At 72.4% G+C, this 15,072-nt stretch carries 15 protein-coding genes and 1 pseudogene; 3 read left to right on the forward strand and 13 right to left on the reverse strand.

From position 1 onward, the window contains the following. Positions 1-11: 11 nt before the first annotated feature. From htpX to ACZ6N8_RS22365, 7 genes are all read right to left on the reverse strand, one after another. Positions 12-893, reverse strand: coding sequence for a zinc metalloprotease HtpX (htpX, locus tag ACZ6N8_RS22335; RefSeq protein WP_466012469.1), 882 nt, complete (start codon positions 891-893; stop codon positions 12-14). A 96-nt stretch (positions 894-989) separates the two neighbouring features. Next, positions 990-2,468 carry an NADH-quinone oxidoreductase subunit N gene (locus ACZ6N8_RS22340; protein WP_466012375.1) on the reverse strand — a complete coding sequence of 493 codons (1,479 nt, stop codon included), beginning with the start codon at positions 2,466-2,468 and terminating at the stop codon, positions 990-992. Then, entirely contained in the window at positions 2,465-3,973 is a 1,509-nt protein-coding gene (locus tag ACZ6N8_RS22345) for a complex I subunit 4 family protein (protein ID WP_466012377.1), read from the reverse strand. Before ACZ6N8_RS22345 ends, ACZ6N8_RS22340 begins: the two co-directional genes overlap by 4 nt. 114 nt (positions 3,974-4,087) lie before the next feature. Next, on the reverse strand, positions 4,088-6,022 hold the full coding sequence (locus ACZ6N8_RS22350) for an NADH-quinone oxidoreductase subunit 5 family protein (RefSeq protein ID WP_466012378.1): 1,935 nt from the start codon (positions 6,020-6,022) through the stop codon (positions 4,088-4,090). Further along, the gene (nuoK, locus tag ACZ6N8_RS22355; protein WP_466012380.1) at positions 6,019-6,372 is read right to left on the reverse strand and encodes an NADH-quinone oxidoreductase subunit NuoK; all 354 of its coding nucleotides are present in this window, start codon (positions 6,370-6,372) and stop codon (positions 6,019-6,021) included. Before nuoK ends, ACZ6N8_RS22350 begins: the two co-directional genes overlap by 4 nt. After that, complete coding sequence (locus ACZ6N8_RS22360; RefSeq protein WP_466012382.1) at positions 6,369-6,917, reverse strand: NADH-quinone oxidoreductase subunit J family protein; 549 nt, start codon at positions 6,915-6,917, stop codon at positions 6,369-6,371. Before ACZ6N8_RS22360 ends, nuoK begins: the two co-directional genes overlap by 4 nt. After that, on the reverse strand, positions 6,914-7,531 hold the full coding sequence (locus tag ACZ6N8_RS22365; protein ID WP_466012383.1) for a NuoI/complex I 23 kDa subunit family protein: 618 nt from the start codon (positions 7,529-7,531) through the stop codon (positions 6,914-6,916). The genes ACZ6N8_RS22360 and ACZ6N8_RS22365 overlap by 4 nt, the downstream gene beginning before the upstream one ends. A gap of 94 nt (positions 7,532-7,625) precedes the next feature. On the opposite strand from ACZ6N8_RS22365, the gene ACZ6N8_RS22370 reads away from it, so the two are divergent. Further along, positions 7,626-8,201 (forward strand): Uma2 family endonuclease, encoded by a 576-nt coding sequence (locus ACZ6N8_RS22370; protein WP_466012385.1) that lies wholly within the window; start codon positions 7,626-7,628, stop codon positions 8,199-8,201. Here ACZ6N8_RS22370 and ACZ6N8_RS22375 read toward each other — a convergent pair. Continuing rightward, entirely contained in the window at positions 8,182-8,610 is a 429-nt protein-coding gene (locus ACZ6N8_RS22375; RefSeq protein WP_466012386.1) for an ester cyclase, read from the reverse strand. The genes ACZ6N8_RS22370 and ACZ6N8_RS22375 overlap by 20 nt on opposite strands. A 78-nt stretch (positions 8,611-8,688) precedes the next feature. On the opposite strand from ACZ6N8_RS22375, the gene ACZ6N8_RS22380 reads away from it, so the two are divergent. Next, positions 8,689-9,708 (forward strand): glutathione S-transferase family protein, encoded by a 1,020-nt coding sequence (locus ACZ6N8_RS22380; protein ID WP_466012388.1) that lies wholly within the window; start codon positions 8,689-8,691, stop codon positions 9,706-9,708. A gap of 118 nt (positions 9,709-9,826) precedes the next feature. Here the strand turns inward: ACZ6N8_RS22380 and ACZ6N8_RS22385 are convergent, their stop codons facing one another. Further along, positions 9,827-10,789, reverse strand: a complete 963-nt coding sequence (locus ACZ6N8_RS22385; protein ID WP_466012390.1) for a complex I subunit 1/NuoH family protein — start codon at positions 10,787-10,789, stop codon at positions 9,827-9,829. Then, positions 10,789-11,583, reverse strand: coding sequence for an NADH-quinone oxidoreductase subunit C (locus ACZ6N8_RS22390; protein ID WP_466012392.1), 795 nt, complete (start codon positions 11,581-11,583; stop codon positions 10,789-10,791). Before ACZ6N8_RS22390 ends, ACZ6N8_RS22385 begins: the two co-directional genes overlap by 1 nt. A 126-nt stretch (positions 11,584-11,709) precedes the next feature. On the opposite strand from ACZ6N8_RS22390, the gene ACZ6N8_RS22395 reads away from it, so the two are divergent. After that, complete coding sequence (locus tag ACZ6N8_RS22395; protein ID WP_466012393.1) at positions 11,710-12,756, forward strand: glucose 1-dehydrogenase; 1,047 nt, start codon at positions 11,710-11,712, stop codon at positions 12,754-12,756. Between the two features lie 16 nt (positions 12,757-12,772). Here the strand turns inward: ACZ6N8_RS22395 and ACZ6N8_RS22400 are convergent, their stop codons facing one another. From ACZ6N8_RS22400 to ACZ6N8_RS22410, 3 genes and pseudogenes are all read right to left on the reverse strand, one after another. After that, positions 12,773-14,089 carry a DUF2252 domain-containing protein gene (locus ACZ6N8_RS22400; RefSeq protein WP_466012395.1) on the reverse strand — a complete coding sequence of 439 codons (1,317 nt, stop codon included), beginning with the start codon at positions 14,087-14,089 and terminating at the stop codon, positions 12,773-12,775. Between the two features lie 36 nt (positions 14,090-14,125). Further along, on the reverse strand, positions 14,126-14,707 hold the full coding sequence (locus ACZ6N8_RS22405) for an NADH-quinone oxidoreductase subunit B (RefSeq protein WP_466012396.1): 582 nt from the start codon (positions 14,705-14,707) through the stop codon (positions 14,126-14,128). Between the two features lie 161 nt (positions 14,708-14,868). After that, positions 14,869-15,072 (reverse strand): annotated as a pseudogene (locus ACZ6N8_RS22410) (MFS transporter); the annotation flags it as partial.

Raw genomic sequence — 15,072 nt, forward strand, 5'->3', positions numbered from 1 at the left:
CGTTCAGCGGGTCAGCGCTGGAACTGCACAGGCCCCGAGTTGGCGGCCATCCGCTCCAGCCGGGCGACCCGGTCCTCCATCTTCGGGTGGGTGGAGAACAGCGCCGCCATGCCGCCGCCCCGGAACGGGTTGGCGATCATGAGGTGCGCGGTGCTGGTGAGCTGGCCCTGGGCCGGCAGCGGCCGACGCCGCGCCACCGCGTCGATCTTGCGCAGGGCGCTGGCCAGCGCCAGCGGGTCGCGGCTCAGCTCGGCACCCGAGGCGTCCGCCTGGAACTCGCGGCTCCGGCTGATCGCCAGCTGGATGATGCTTGCCGCGATCGGGCCCAGGATCAGGGTGAGCAGCAACACGGCCGGGTTCGGCCGGTCCTCGTCGTCCCCACCGCCCAGCGGGATGAAGAAGGCGAGGTTCGCCAGGAGCGTGATGATGCTCGCCAGGCCGGCAGCCACACTGGAGATCAGGATGTCCCGGTTGTAGACGTGCGACAGCTCGTGCCCGATCACACCGCGCAGCTCGCGGTAGTCGAGGATCTCGGTGATGCCCTGGGTCACGCAGACCGCCGCGTGCTGCGGGTTACGACCCGTGGCGAACGCGTTGGGCTGGGCGGTCGGGCTGACGTACAGCCGTGGCATCGGCTGGCGGGCCTCGGCCGCCAGCTCACGCACCATCCGGTACAGCTCGGGGAACTGTGCCTCGCTGACCGGTTGCGCCCCCATCGAGCGCAGTGCGATCTTGTCGGAGTAGAAGTAGGAAACGCCGTTCATGACAAGTGAGATCAGGACGGCGATGACCAGACCGCCACTGCCGCCGAACCAGTAGCCCACCGCGAGGATCAGGGCGCTGAGCAGGCCAAGCAGCGCTGCGGTCTTCAGACGGTTGTGGTGACGCACGATCTCTCCTTCGGTGCACGGATCGCCGGGATCCGCTGACCGGTGTAACAACCCGGTACCCCTCAACCATCCATCTCAACGCTGAGAGTTGACTGAGGGTCAGCGGCCGGCCAGGTCCAGCACCAGCTGCGGAGCGACGCCGACCACCACGGCGGCCACCGTCGCCATCGCCAGCACCACCGCCACCACACCCACCACGGGTACGGCCACCGCGCCGCCCGCCGCCGTCGTCGGCGACGTCCACAGGCCGGCGGTCACCCGCAGGTAGTAGGCCAGCCCGATGACGGCGTTCAACGCCACCACCAGCGCCAGCCAACCGGCGCCACCGTCCAGCAGCGCCCGGACCACAGTCACCTTCGCGAACAGCCCGGCCAGCCCCGGAGGCAGACCCGCCAGACCGACAAGTGCGAGACCGAACGCGGCACTGCGCCACGGGTACCGCCGGGCCGCCCCGCGCAGGTCGTCGAGCGTGCCGCCGTCCGCGCCCACCGGCCGCAACGCGGTCACCCCGGCGAACGCGGCCAACTCCAGCACCACGAAGAACACGGCGTACGCCACAGCTGCCGCGTACGCCGCGGAGCGCGCCTCGCCCGTACGACCGGCGGCCAGCGCCAACGCGCCGAGCGGGGCGAGGATGTAGCCGGCCTGCGCCACTGACGACCAGGCGAGCAGCCGCACCGTACGCCGCTGACGCAGCGCGACCAGGTTGCCGACGGTCATGGTGAGCACCGCGAGCACGGCGAGCACCGGGCCGGTCTGCTCGGCCGGCAGCGCCCGCTGCACCACGGCCAGCAGCGCGACGAGGCCACCCAGCTTCGACGCCGTGGACAGGTACGCGGCCACCGGCAGCGGCGCCCCGTCGTAGGTGGCCGGCGCCCACGCGTGGAACGGCACCGCCGCCACCTTGAACGCCAGCCCGACCAGCAGCAACGCCACAGCCGCGGTGGTCAGCGGCAGGTCCCGCAGCTCGGGCCGCTCGGCCAGCAGCGCGCCTACCCGGTCCAGGTGCAGCCCGCCGGTCACCGCGTACAGCAGCGCCGCGCCGAGCAGCGTCACAGTGGTCGCGACCACGCTCACCACGAAGAAGGTCACCGCCGCCTCGGCACTGGCCAGACTGCCCCGGCGCAGGCCGACAAGCACGTACAGCGGCAGGGTGAGCGTCTCCAGGGCGACGATCAGGGTGATCAGGTCACCTGCCGCGCCGAGCACCACGCCGCCCGTCATCGAGCAGGCCAGCAGGAAGCAGTACTCCCCCACCGGCGACCGCCCGGCCCGCAGCGCGGGTGCGGAGAGCCCGAGCACTCCCAGAGTGAGCAGGGCCACCACCGCCCCGACCAGCGCGGCCCGCCCGCCGAAGATCCAGGAGCAGTCGGCCCCGACGCAGAACGTCCGCCGTTCCCCGGCCGCGCCGACCCCAGCAGAGGCCACTGCGGTGCCGAGCGCGCCGAGCGCGGCCACCACGACCGTGGCCCGGGGCCGCGCCAGCAGCAGGTCGATGATCAGCACGAGCACGGCGGTGCCCGCGGCCAGGTACGCCGGGAGCAGCGCGACGCTGTCCACACTCTGCACGGCGTTCATGGGCGGACCACCCCGATGAGGGCGTCGACAGGCGCCTCGGCGAGGCCGAGCACCAACGCCGGTGCCAGCCCGATGGCCAACGCCAGCAGCACGAGCGGCACCCACGCGGTCAGCTCCGCGCCGGCCAGCCCGGCGCCGACCCCACCGACCGCCGGACTCGGCCGGCCGTGGGTGACCTGGCGCAGCAACCGCAGGAAGTACGCGGCGGTGAGCGCGCCACCGACAGCCGCCAACACACCGAGGGTGGTCCACAGCGGGCCGCCCACCTGCACGGCCGCGACCACCGCGAACGCCTCACCCCAGAAGCCGGCCAGCCCGGGCAGGCCCAGCGACGCGACAGCCGCGAACGCCAACAGGCCGGCCAGGCGGGGTGCGGTCTCCCGCAGCCCGGACAACTCGGCGAGGCTGCCCGTGCCGGTACGGTCCTTCACCGCCCCGGCCAGGAAGAACAGCAGCCCGGTGATCACCCCATGCGCGACGTTTCCGATCAGCGCCGCCTGGATGCCGGTGGCTGTCAACGTGGCGACGCCCAGCAGCACGAAGCCCATGTGTCCCACGCTGGAGTACGCGATCAGCCGTTTGACATCCGTCTGGGCCAGGCAGACCAGCGAGCCGACCAGGATCGCGGCGACGGCCAGCACGCCCAGCACCGGGGCCGCCCAGCGCGCGCCCTCGGGCGCCACCCCCACCGCCACCCGGATCAGACCGTACGTGCCCATCTTGAGCAGCACCCCGGCCAGCACCACACTGCCCACGGTCGGCGCCTGGGTGTGCGCGTCGGGCAGCCACGAGTGCAGCGGCCAGAGCGGACTCTTCACCGCGAAGGCCAACGCCAACAGGGTGAACGCGGCAAGTTGGGTGCCCCGGGACAACCCGCCACCGCCGGTCAACGCCACCACGTCGGCGGTGCCGGCGGCCGCGACCACCACGTACACGCCTACCAGCAGCAGCACCGAACCGAACAGCGTGTAAAGCGCGAACTTGCGGGCCGCCCGACGCCGGGCCGCACCGCCCCAGCCGGCGATGATCGCGTACATCGGCAGCAGGACGACCTCGAAGAAGAGGAAGAACAGCACCAGATCCAGGGCGAGGAACGTGCCCAGGATGCCCACCTCGACCACCAGCAGCAGCGCCACAAGCGCCCGGCCGCTGCCCCCGTCGGGCACCCGCCACATCGTGTACGCGCAGCAGAGCAGCGTGAGCAGCGCGGTCAACACCACAAGCGGCCACGAGATCCCGTCGACCCCGAGGTGGAACCGCAGGTCGAGACCCGGCACCCAGGGCAGGTCGAGCTGGTGCCAGGGACGCACCGCCGGCGCGCCCGCCGACCACGCCACCGAACCCCGCCCGCCGAACACCAACGGCACCGAGGCCAGCAGGGTCAACGCCGCCGCGACAGTACCCACCAGCCGGGCCACCCGGTCCCGCGGTGTCGCCGCCACCGCGACCGCGCCGAGCGCCGGCACCGCCAGGACGGCCACCAGCAGAACCTGCCCCGCGCTCACCGGACCGCCTTCGTTCGCGACTGCGGGGCTCGCAACCCCGGCTCACTCCTCGCGCTCACCGGACCGCCTTCGTTCGCGACTGCGGGGCTCGCAACCCCGGCTCACTCCTCGCGCTCACCGGACCACTCCCATCAGGGCGGCCGCCAGCCCGATCAGCAGCGCGCCGGCCAGCACACCGGCGGCGGCGCGGGGCAGCGCCGCCCGGTGCAGCGCGGCCAGCCCACCGCCCAGGCCGGACGCGGCCCGCCCGCTGCCCTCGACGGCGCCGTCCACCACGACCTCGTCACCGGTACGCGTCGCCCGCGCCAACGCCCGGACGGGGCGTACCACAACTGTGTGCTGGACGTCGTCGAGCCGGAACGCGCGGGCGAAGACCGGCCGCAGCGGGCCCAGCGCGGACGCCGGGTCGGCGGCCGGATCCCGACGCCAGCGCAGCGCCACCAGGCCCGCCCCGACCACCAGCAGCGCCAGCGGCAGCAGTACGCCCGGCCCGAGGTGGACCAGGCCGTCCTCGGAGCCCGCAACCGGCACGGTCGGGAACCGGAGCCGGTCGGCGAACGCCCCGACGTACCCGGCCAGGCCGAGCAGCGCGGCGGGCACGGCCAGCAGCAGCACCGGCCAGCGCAGCAGCGCGGGCGGGTCGTGCGGCGTGACCAACGGGAGGCGGGGGTCGCCGAAGAAGGCCCGCAGCAGCAGCCGACCCGCGTACCAGGCGGTGACCGCCACGCCGACCAGCCCGGCGATCCAGACGATCCAGCCCACCCAGGAGGGCGCCGGGCCGGTGCCCTCCAGCGCGGCCGACTCGGCGACCGTGAGCACGCCGTCCTTGCTCCAGAAGCCGGCCAGCGGCGGCACACCTGCCAGCGCGCCGAGGCCCACCACGGTGCACCAGAAGGTCACGGGCATGCTGCGCCGAAGGCCGCCCATCTCCGACATCAACGTGGTGCCCACGGCGTGGATCACCGCGCCGGCGGCGAGGAACAGCAGCGCCTTGAACGCGGCGTGGGTGAGCAGGTGGAACAGCGCCGCCGACGGTGAGCCGACCGCAAGCGCGCCTGTCATGTAGCCCAGTTGGGACACCGTCGACCAGGCCAGCACACGCTTGATGTCGTCCTGGGCGGTGGCGGCGAGCGCACCCAGCAGCAGGGTGATCGCGCCGATCACCCCGAGGACGGTAAGCGTCACGGGCGCGGCGGTGAACAGCGGGTAGAGCCGGGCCACGAAGTACACCCCGGCGGCGACCATCGTCGCCGCGTGGATCAGCGCGGAGATCGGCGTCGGGCCGGCCATCGCGTCCGGCAGCCAGGTGTGCAGCGGGAACTGCGCGCTCTTGCCGGCGACCCCGGCGAGCAGCAGCAGGCCGGCGGCGGTCAACGTCACGCCGGAGTGGTCGTGGGCGAGCACGTCGGAGATCCGGAAGCTGCCCGTCGACACGCCGAGCAGCGCGATGCCGAGCAGGAAACCGACGTCACCGACGCGCGTCACCAGGAACGCCTTCATGGCGGCGGCCGGAGCGCCGGCCAGTCGGCGGTCGTGGGCGATGAGCAGGTACGAGCACAGGCCCATCACCTCCCACCCGACCAGCAGCATGATCAGGTCACCGGCTACCACCACCAGCAGCATGGCGCCGGTGAAGAGGCTGATCTGCGCCGCGTACGGCGGGTAGCGGTGGTCGACGTCGATGTCGTCGTGGGGACCGCGCCGCAGGTAGCCGATCGAGTAGACCTGCACGGCCAGGGCGACCGCGGTGACCGCCACCGCGACGAGCGCGGCCGCGCCGTCCAGCCGTACGCCAAGGGTCACCGCCAACCCACCGATGTCGACCCAGGTGGTCGACGTCTGCGTCGGACCGTCCACGGTCACCAGCAGCGCGACGGCAAGCGCCAGCGCGCCCGCCGCGCCGGCCACCCCGAGTGTCACGGCGGCCGTCCGCGCCCGGTCACCGCCCGCCGACTCCGGCCGGTGGCGCGGGGCCGGCGGCAGCAGCAGGCCGAGCAGACCGGCGGCCAGCGGTACGGCGGGCAGCAGCGCCCCGAGCAGCCCGGTCACCGGCCCGCCTCCACATCCTGGCCGACTGTCGACGCCGACACGGCAGGCTCGGTCAGCGGCACGTCGTCCACCGCGACTGTGGTCCGCAGCCGGTAGAGCTGAAGGACGATCGCCAGCCCCACCCCGATCTCGGCGGCGGCGAGGACGATGACGAACAGCGCGAAGACCTGCCCGGAGTGCGGCAGCACGGCACGGGCGGTGGTGTCGGCGGTGACCAGGATCAGGTTCACCGCGTTGAGCATCAGCTCGACAGCCATCAGCACCAGCACGGCGTTGCGCCGACGCAGCACGCCGTAGACGCCGAGGCCGAACAGCAGCGCGGCGGTGACGTACGGGATGACAGGCCTCACCGGCGCGCCCCCGCGTCCACGTCGGCCTCGCGTGGCGCCGCCGGAGCGGGCCGGCCGATGTCCGGCCGGGACAACACCACCGCGCCCACCAGCGCCGACAGCAGCAGCACCGAGAGCACCTCGAACGGCAGCACCCAGGACTGGAAGATCTGCTCGCCCAGCCGCTCGGCGGTGCCCGCGCCGGGCAGCTCGACAGTGCTCCACCGGTACGCGTCGACAAGCAGGACGGTCAACCCCAGCCCGGCGCCGCCGCCGATCAGGGCGGCCGGCCAGCCGGGCCGGTCCAGGTCGTCGGAGGCGCCGATCGGGGCCCGGGTCAGCATCACCGCGAACAGCAGCAGCACCACCACCGCGCCCACGTAGATCAACACCTGCACCCACGCCACCAGCTCGGCACCGAGCACCAGGTAGTCGCCGGCCAGCGCCCCCAGGCAGACCACCAGGTAGAGGCCGGCGCGGACCAGATGCTTGGTGGTCACCACCAGCACGCCGGCACCGACCGCCACCGCGCCGAGGGCGAGCAGCAGCACGTCCGCGCCCGTCACGAGGCGGCACCCGGGTCGGCGCCGGGCTCGGGGCGTACCGCCCGGGGAGCCGGACGCGCGGCCTTGCGCGCGGCGGCGGTCTCCTCCTTGGCCGGCTCGCCGTTCGGGTCGTGCGCGGGCGGCGGCGGAACGGTGGCCATCCACTGGCCGAGGTGGTCCTTGTCGTGCAGCAGGTCCTTGATGTCGTACTCGGCGTACTCGAACTCCGGCGACCAGTAGAGCGCATCGAACGGGCAGACCTCGATGCAGATGCCGCAGTACATGCAGAGCGAGAAGTCGATGTCGAACTTGTCGAGCACGTTGCGCTGGCGGGGACGGGCGGCGCCGGGCACCGCCACCTCCTCCTTGTGCGAGTCGATGTAGATGCACCAGTCCGGACACTCGCGGGCGCAGAGCATGCAGACGGTGCAGTTCTCCTCCGACAACGCGATCACGCCGCGCGAGCGGGGCGGCAGATCGGGGGCGACGTCCGGGTACTGCTGCGTGGTCGAGCGGCTGGTCATCGTCTTGAGGGTGACCGCCAGCCCCTTCACCAGACCGGCGCCGGGCAGGCCGCGCTCGCTGGCGCCGCCGGCTGGATCGCCGCGCTCGCTGGAATCGGTCATGTGGACCATCCTGCCCTGTGGCCCCGGCGCGCGCGACCACCACCCACAGGTCGGCGGCGGTACGGTGGTCGCGGGGAGAACGACGCACCTGGAAGGACCCGCCATGACCGCCGCGCTGCAGAGCGACTACCCGCCCGAGAGCGGATGGACGACTGACGATCTGGACGCGCTGCCCGACGATGGCCGCCGCCGGGAACTGCTCGATGGAGTGCTGTTGATGTCCCCCTCCCCCACCCGTACCCACCAGAGCATCGCGATGCGTCTTGGTGCCGCGCTCGACGAAGACTGCCCGGACGGCTACGACGTGACCCAGGCGGTCGAGGTGCGGATCAACCGCACCCGCTCCTTCATCCCCGACGTGCTGATCACCACCTCGACGGCGGCCGCCCGGGAGCCGTCGAGGTACGAGCCGCACGAGGTGGTCCTCGCCGTCGAGATCGTCTCACCGAGCACCCGTTCGATCGACCGGGTGCTGAAGCCGGCGCTGTACGCCCAGGCCGGCATTCCCTTCTACTGGCGGATCGAGACCGAGGGCGGCGCGCTGGAGGTCGTGACCCACCGGATCGACGCGGTCAACGAGGTCTACACCGAGACCGGGCGGTGGACGAAGTTCGTCGACACCGGCGAGCCCTTCCCGATCAACCTGCCGGTCAGCCGGATCACGCCCCGGGCCCACTGACGACGGTCGGCGGGAGCATCTCCACACCGAGCTGCTGGAGCAGTTGGAACAGCTCGTTGCAGCTCCACACCTCGACGATCCGACCCGCCGCGTCGAAGCGCAGGAACGTCGCTCCGGAGTAGCTGACCACCTGACCGGTCGGCGGCACCGGCCCGAACTGGCCCATCTGGGTGCCCGCCGCACGCCAGTGCACGGCCACCCGCTCCCCCGCCGCCACCACGTCCACGATCTTGTAGCGCAGGTCCGGGAAGGCCGCCCGCCGCTCCCGGTGCCAGGCCAGCGTGGCCTCCGGGCCGGTCCCGCCCAACCCCGGGCACTCGTCGGCGACCAGCTCGTACGCCGATTCCTCCCGGCGGGCGTTCCACACGTCGGCGATGAACCGCCGGGCCGTCGCCTCCGCATCCGTCACCCCGGCAGGGTAGCCGGACACCCGGTGGTAGATCCGTGAGGATGGGGTAGAGACAGGGGAACCAACCGGGAGGGTCACGTGGGCGAGGAAACAGGCGGGAAGTACGTCGAGCCGGGTGGCGAGTTCACCCGCGACCAGCGGTACATCGCGACCCGGATCACCGAGGACGGGCGGGACGGATACCCGGTGGAACCCGGCCGGTACCGGCTGGTGGTCAGCCGCGCCTGCCCGTGGGCCAACCGCCTGATCATCGTGCGGCGCCTGCTCGGCCTGGAGGACGCCATCTCGATGGCGGTGGCTGGCCCCACCCACGACGCCCGGAGCTGGACCTTCGACCTCGACCCCGACGGCCGGGACCCGGTGCTCGGCATCGAACGCATCCAGGAGGCGTACTTCAAGCGCTTCCCCGGCTACGAACGCGGCATCACCGTTCCGGCGATGGTGGACGTGCCGACCGGGCAGGTGGTGACCAACGACTACGCGCAGATGAGCCTGGACCTGTCCACCCAGTGGGGGGCGTACCACCGCGAGGGCGCGCCGCAGCTCTACCCCGAGCACCTGCGCGAGCAGATCGACGAGGTGAACGCCGTGGTGTTCCGGGACGTCAACAACGGCGTCTACAGGTGCGGCTTCGCCGGCAGCCAGGAGGCGTACGACAAGGCGTACCACCAGCTCTTCGACCGGCTGGACTGGCTGACCGAGCGGCTGACCGACCAGCGGTACCTGGTCGGCGACACCATCACCGAGGCCGACGTGCGGCTGTTCACCACGCTGGTCCGCTTCGACCCCGTCTACCACGGCCACTTCAAGTGCAACAGGCAGAAGCTGAGCGAGATGCCGGTGCTGTGGGCGTACGCGCGGGACCTGTTCCAGACCCCCGGGTTCGGCGACACCATCGACTTCGACCACATCAAGCGGCACTACTACGAGGTGCACCGCGACATCAACCCGACCGGGATCGTGCCGCTCGGCCCCGACCTGTCCAACTGGGTCACCCCGCACGATCGCGAGTCCCTCGGCGGCCGGCCCTTCGGCGACGGAACCCCACCGCCGCCCCCGGTCGAGCCGGTCGACCCCGCACACACCCCGCTGCGCTGAGCACGCGCCCGCGCAACCCCGTCGATCATGGAGTTGTGGTGGGGGACAAAACTTACTCTTCCCCCTATTCCGGGCACCACAACTCCATGATCGACGCGGGCAGGCTGACCGCGGCCGTTTACAGGGCTACGCGGACTGCTGCGGTCAGGACCAGTTGGGCCAGGGAGGCGGGGACCAGGACCAGCCAGCAGAGCCGTTGCAACTGGTCCTCGCGTAGCCGGGGGTAGGACACCCGCAGCCAGATGATCACGAAGGCCACGGCGAAGACCTTGAGCAGGGTCCAGAGCCAGCCGAGTTGGTCGTCGGCGAACGGGCCCTGCCAGCCGCCGAGGAACAGGACGGTGGTCAGCGCGGCGATCACCACGATGCCCACGTACTCGGCGAGCAGGAAGAACGCGAAGCGCAGACCCGTGTACTCGGTCATGTAGCCGAAGACCAGCTCCGAGTCGGCCACCGGCATGTCGAACGGCGGGCGGCGGATCTCGGCCAACCCCGCGACGAAGAAAATGATCATCGCGGGTGCCTGCCAGAGCAGCCACCACGGCTGCCACGCCTCGACGATGCCGGAGAGGCTGAGCGTGCCCGCCGCCATCGCCACCGAGGCGGCGGCCAGCACCAGCGGCAGCTCGTACCCGAGCAGCTGCGCGGCTCCGCGCAGCCCGCCGAGCAGGCTGTACTTGTTGGCCGACGCCCACGCCGACATGAGCACCGCCACCACACCGACGCCGACCACGGCCAGCACGAAGAACAGGCCGATGTCCAACGGTTGCCCGACCAGGTCGTTCGGGCCGAGCGGGATGACAAGCAGCACCAGCAGGTAGGGCACCAGCGCCACCGCCGGGGCCAACCGGAACACCGCCCGGTCCGCCTCGCGCGGGGTCACGTCCTCCTTCTGCACGAACTTGACCCCGTCGGCGACCAGCTGGGCCCAACCGTGGAAGCCGCCCGCGTACATCGGGCCGAGCCGGCCCTGCATGTGCGCCATCACCTTGTGCTCGGCCTGGCCGACAAGCAACGGCAGGGTGAGGAACGCGACAAGCACCCCACCCACCCGCAGCACCAGCTCCACCCAGAGCGGCATCAGCGCGTACCCCCGTCGTCGTCGGTGCCGTCGGACGCCTGCGGGCCCGCGACCGGCCCGGGCCGCGCGGACCCCGCCGGGCCGTCGTCGGTGCCGGCGGGTCGGGGGGTACGCGCCGGACGGGCCCCAGGGGCCGGCCGCGCCTGTCGCTCACCGGCCGGCCGGGCCGGAGTGCCACCCCGCGGGCCCTCCCCCACGCCGCCCGCGCCCGCCGGGGTGGGTGTGGTCCCCCACTCGCCCGGAGCGGGCACCCCCGGCGGGCGGATCGGTCGACGTCCACCGCCGGCCTCGGACTCGCCCGGCTCCTTCGCGCCCGGCCACGGTTTGGCCACCCGCGACGCCAGCACGAACTCCTTGCGCAGCGGATGACCCTCGAACTCCGGTGGCAGCAGCAGCGGCCGCAGCTCACCGTGACCTGTGAAGCCGATGCCGAACATCTCGTGCGTCTCCCGCTCGTGCCAGGCCGCACCCGGGTAGATGTCCACCACGGACGCCACGTCGGGTGCGTCGCGGGGCACCCGGGTGCGCAGCAGCACCCCGTGCCGCAGCCGCGTCGACCAGAGGTGCGCCAGGACGTCGAAGCCCTCCGCCAGCTCGTCCACCGCGGAGAGCCAGTCGAAGAAGTCGCAGGCCAGCTCGGCGTCGTCGCGGGCGGTACGCAGCGCGGCCGACCAGTTGGCCGCCGGCACGTCGACTGTGGCGCGGGCGAACCGCTGCCCGCCGGAGACCGACGGGGTCGCCGCGACCGGCGCGAGCAGCGCGACCAGCCGAGCGCCGACCTCTTCGGGAGTCATGCCGCTGATCCTAGTGCCGGCCCCGGCCCGCGCCGGTCCGCCGCCGATGCCCGCCGGTCGGCCCGTGGGCACCGATCTGCCGGCTTTGCCGGGCGGCGCGAGTCCCGGCGGGGAAAGATGAGGGGCGTGCGCGCTGTGACTGTGACACCCGGGGTCGCCGACTCGCTGCGCCTCGCCGAGGACCATCCGGAGCCCCCCGCCGAGGAGGGCGCGGTCCTCGTCGAGGCGCTGGCGGTCGGGATCTGCGGCACCGACCACGAGATCATCGCCGGCGAGTACGGCGAGGCCCCGCCGGGCGCGGACCGCCTGGTCATCGGGCACGAGTCGCTGGGCCGGGTGGTCGAGGACCCCACCGGCACCCTGCAACCCGGTGACCTGGTGGCCGGGATCGTCAGGCACCCCGACCCGGTGCCCTGTCCGAACTGCGCGGTCGGCGAGTGGGACATGTGCCGCAACGACAGGTACACCGAACACGGCATCAAGGCGCTGCCCGGCTTCGCCCGCGACCGCTGGCGGATCGAGCCGCAGTTCGCGGTCCGGCTCGACCCGGCGCTGGCCCAGGTCGGTGTGCTGCTGGAGCCGACAAGCGTGGTGGCGAAGGCCTGGGACCACATCGAGCGGATCGGGCACCGGGCCGAGTGGCAGCCGCAGACCGTCCTGGTGACCGGAGCCGGACCGATCGGGCTGCTGGCCGCGCTGCTCGGCACCCAACGCGGGCTCACCGTCCACGTGCTGGACCGGGCCACCGACGGGCCGAAACCGGAACTCGTCGCCGGGCTCGGCGCCACCTACCACGCGGTGTCCGTCAACGACCTGCCCTTCGATCCGGACGTGGTGATCGAGTGCACAGGTGCGCCCACTGTGGTCCTCGACGTCATGTGCAAGGCCGGCCCCACCGGGATCGTCTGCCTGGCCGGAGTGTCCAGCGGGGGCCGACGCATCGACTTCGACGCGGGCGCACTCAACCGGGAGCTGGTACTGGAGAACAACGTGGTGTTCGGCTCGGTGAACGCCAACCGCCGGCACTGGGACATGGCCGCTCAGGCGCTCGCCCGCGCCGACCAGGTCTGGCTCGAGTCGCTGATCACCCGCCGGGTGCCGGTGAACAGGTACGCCGACGCGTACACCCCGGGCCCGGACGACATCAAGGTCGTGCTGGAGTTCGCCTCCTGAGCGACGCCCCGCCCGCTCAGAGACCCGGCAGCCGGCCGTTGCGGAACAGGTCGACGAAGAGCTGGTGGTCCTGCCGGGCGCGCACCCCGTACGCGTGCGCGAAGTCCACCAGGTGGGTGACGAATCCCGACTCGTCGGTGTCCACAGCCGCGACGATCGCCTCCTCGGTGGAGTAGTCCACCAGGTCGTGACTGGACTCGTCGTCGGCGACCGAGTGCATCCGGGCCACCGCCCGACCCAGGTCGACGAGCACCCCGCTCAGCTCCTCCGGCTCGTTCACGTCCGACCAGTCCAGGTCGGCGGCGTACGGGGAGACCTCGGCGACCAGCTGACCGGCCCCGTCCAGCTCGGTGAAGCCCAGCCACGGGTCGGCGTGCGCCTGCAACGCCCGCTGCGACTCGGCGGTCCGGTGCCCCTGGTGCTGGAAGTAGCCGCGGACCGTCTCGTCGGTGACGTACCGCGCCACCGCCGGCACCTGCGCCTGCTTCATGTAGATGACGACATCGTTCTCCAGGGCCTCGGTGTGCCCCTCCAGCAGCAGGTTGTACGACGGCAGCCCGGCCGAACCGATGCCCACCCCCTTGCGCAGCACCACGTCCTTGATCCGGGTCGCCACCGGACGCAGCCGCGCCGAGGCGGTCGGCAGGGTGCCCAGGTACTCGTCGAAGGCGGCGCGGACCCGGTCCCGGGTGGCGTCGTCGATCTCGAAGACCCCGTCGCCGACCGAGAACCGCCGCTCGTAGTTGTCGACTGTCGTCTGCGCGGCGAGCAGGTCGACCCGGGTGCTGAGCCGGGCCTGCTGGAGCACCCGGCGCAGCACCCCGTCGGCGTTGTCGAGCGTGATCGAGCCGATCGCGTCGTCCCCGCCGGCAGCGATGGCCCGCAGCTCGGTCAGGTACGACCTGGCGAAGCCCGCCACCAGCTCGCCGATCACCGTGTCGGAGAGCGCCTTGCCGTAGCCCAGCAGCGCCACGCTTGCCGCGAACCGCCGCAGGTCCCAGGTGAACGGCCCGACGTACGCCTCGTCGAAGTCGTTGACGTTGAACACCAGGTGCCCGGAGGCGTTCATGTACGTGCCGAAGTTCTCCGCGTGCAGGTCGCCGTGGATCCAGACCCGGCTGGTCCGATCGTCGAGGAACCGGCCGTCGGCGAAGTCGCCGAGCTGGTCGGCGTAGAACAGCGCGGCGCTGCCCCGGTAGAAGGCGAACGGCGACGCGGCCATCTTGCGGAACTTGCGCCGGAAGGCCGCCGGGTCGAGCGCCATCGACGCGCCGAACTCCTCGGTGAGCACGTCGGCGATGTGGGCGGACCGCTGATCCACTGAACTGCTCATGAGCCGCAGGCTAGACCTGCCAGTCCACAGCCGGTGTCAACCCGCCGCGGGTGGGCGTACCGGTGGGGCTGTGAGCGAGTCGACCGAGCGCGGCGCGGCGGCCTCGCGGGGCGCGGAGTCCAGTGGCGCGGCCAGCACGTCCCGTTGCGGCACACCCCCGATGCCGGACTGCTCGGCGGCGATCTTCTCCTGGAGGCGCAGGATGCCGTGCAGCAGCGCCTCCGGTCGGGGTGGGCAGCCCGGCACGTACACGTCGACAGGGATGAGCTGGTCCACGCCCTTGGTGACCGAGTACGAATCCCAGTAGGGGCCGCCGCAGTTGGAGCAGGCGCCGAACGAGATGACGTACTTCGGCTCGGGCATCTGGTCGTACAGCCGCTTGATGGCCGGGGCCATCTTGTCGGTCACCGTGCCGGAGACCACCATGAGGTCGGCCTGCCGGGGACCGTGGGCGAACGGGATCACGCCGAGCCTGATGAAGTCGTGCCGGCCCATGCTTGTCGCGATGAATTCGATCGCACAGCAGGCCAGGCCGAAGTTGAACACCCAGAGCGAGTAGCGGCGCCCCCAGTTCAGCACGAACCGGATCGGCTCACCGAGCACTGCCGGTAGCTGCACGCCTGCCCCCTCCGTCCTCCAGCAGACAGTCAACCACAGCGTCCGGCTGGAACCCCGGGGACCACTCAGCGTCCTGGTCACCGGAGGCGGTGCGATCGGGCCCGGCCGGACGTGCCGGTCGGGCCCGACAGCGGGCACGCTCACCCGCCGCTACGCCGCATTCAGGCGGTCGCCACCGAGGGGCCGGGGCCGATCGGCTCGGCGACGCTCGGGCCGGGGCCGATCGGCTGAGGAACGCTCGGGCCGGGGCCGATGGCCAGGGACACGCCCGGGCCGGGGCCGATCGGCTGAGGAACGCTCGGGCCGGGGCCGATGGCCAGGGACACGCCCGGGCCGGGGCCGATCGGCTGAGGAACGCTCGGGCC

The sequence above is a fragment of the Micromonospora sp. NPDC047521 genome, from assembly GCF_055587305.1.

Bases quoted from the DNA above. Each gene is read 5' to 3' on its own strand.
- ACZ6N8_RS22340 (WP_466012375.1), bottom strand. From the start codon at position 2,468: ATGAACGCCGTGCAGAGTGTGGACAGCGTCGCGCTGCTCCCGGCGTAC.
- ACZ6N8_RS22365 (WP_466012383.1), bottom strand. From the start codon at position 7,531: ATGGTCCACATGACCGATTCCAGCGAGCGCGGCGATCCAGCCGGCGGC.
- ACZ6N8_RS22370 (WP_466012385.1), top strand. From the start codon at position 7,626: ATGACCGCCGCGCTGCAGAGCGACTACCCGCCCGAGAGCGGATGGACG.
- ACZ6N8_RS22385 (WP_466012390.1), bottom strand. From the start codon at position 10,789: ATGCCGCTCTGGGTGGAGCTGGTGCTGCGGGTGGGTGGGGTGCTTGTC.
- ACZ6N8_RS22390 (WP_466012392.1), bottom strand. From the start codon at position 11,583: ATGACTCCCGAAGAGGTCGGCGCTCGGCTGGTCGCGCTGCTCGCGCCG.
- ACZ6N8_RS22400 (WP_466012395.1), bottom strand. From the start codon at position 14,089: ATGAGCAGTTCAGTGGATCAGCGGTCCGCCCACATCGCCGACGTGCTC.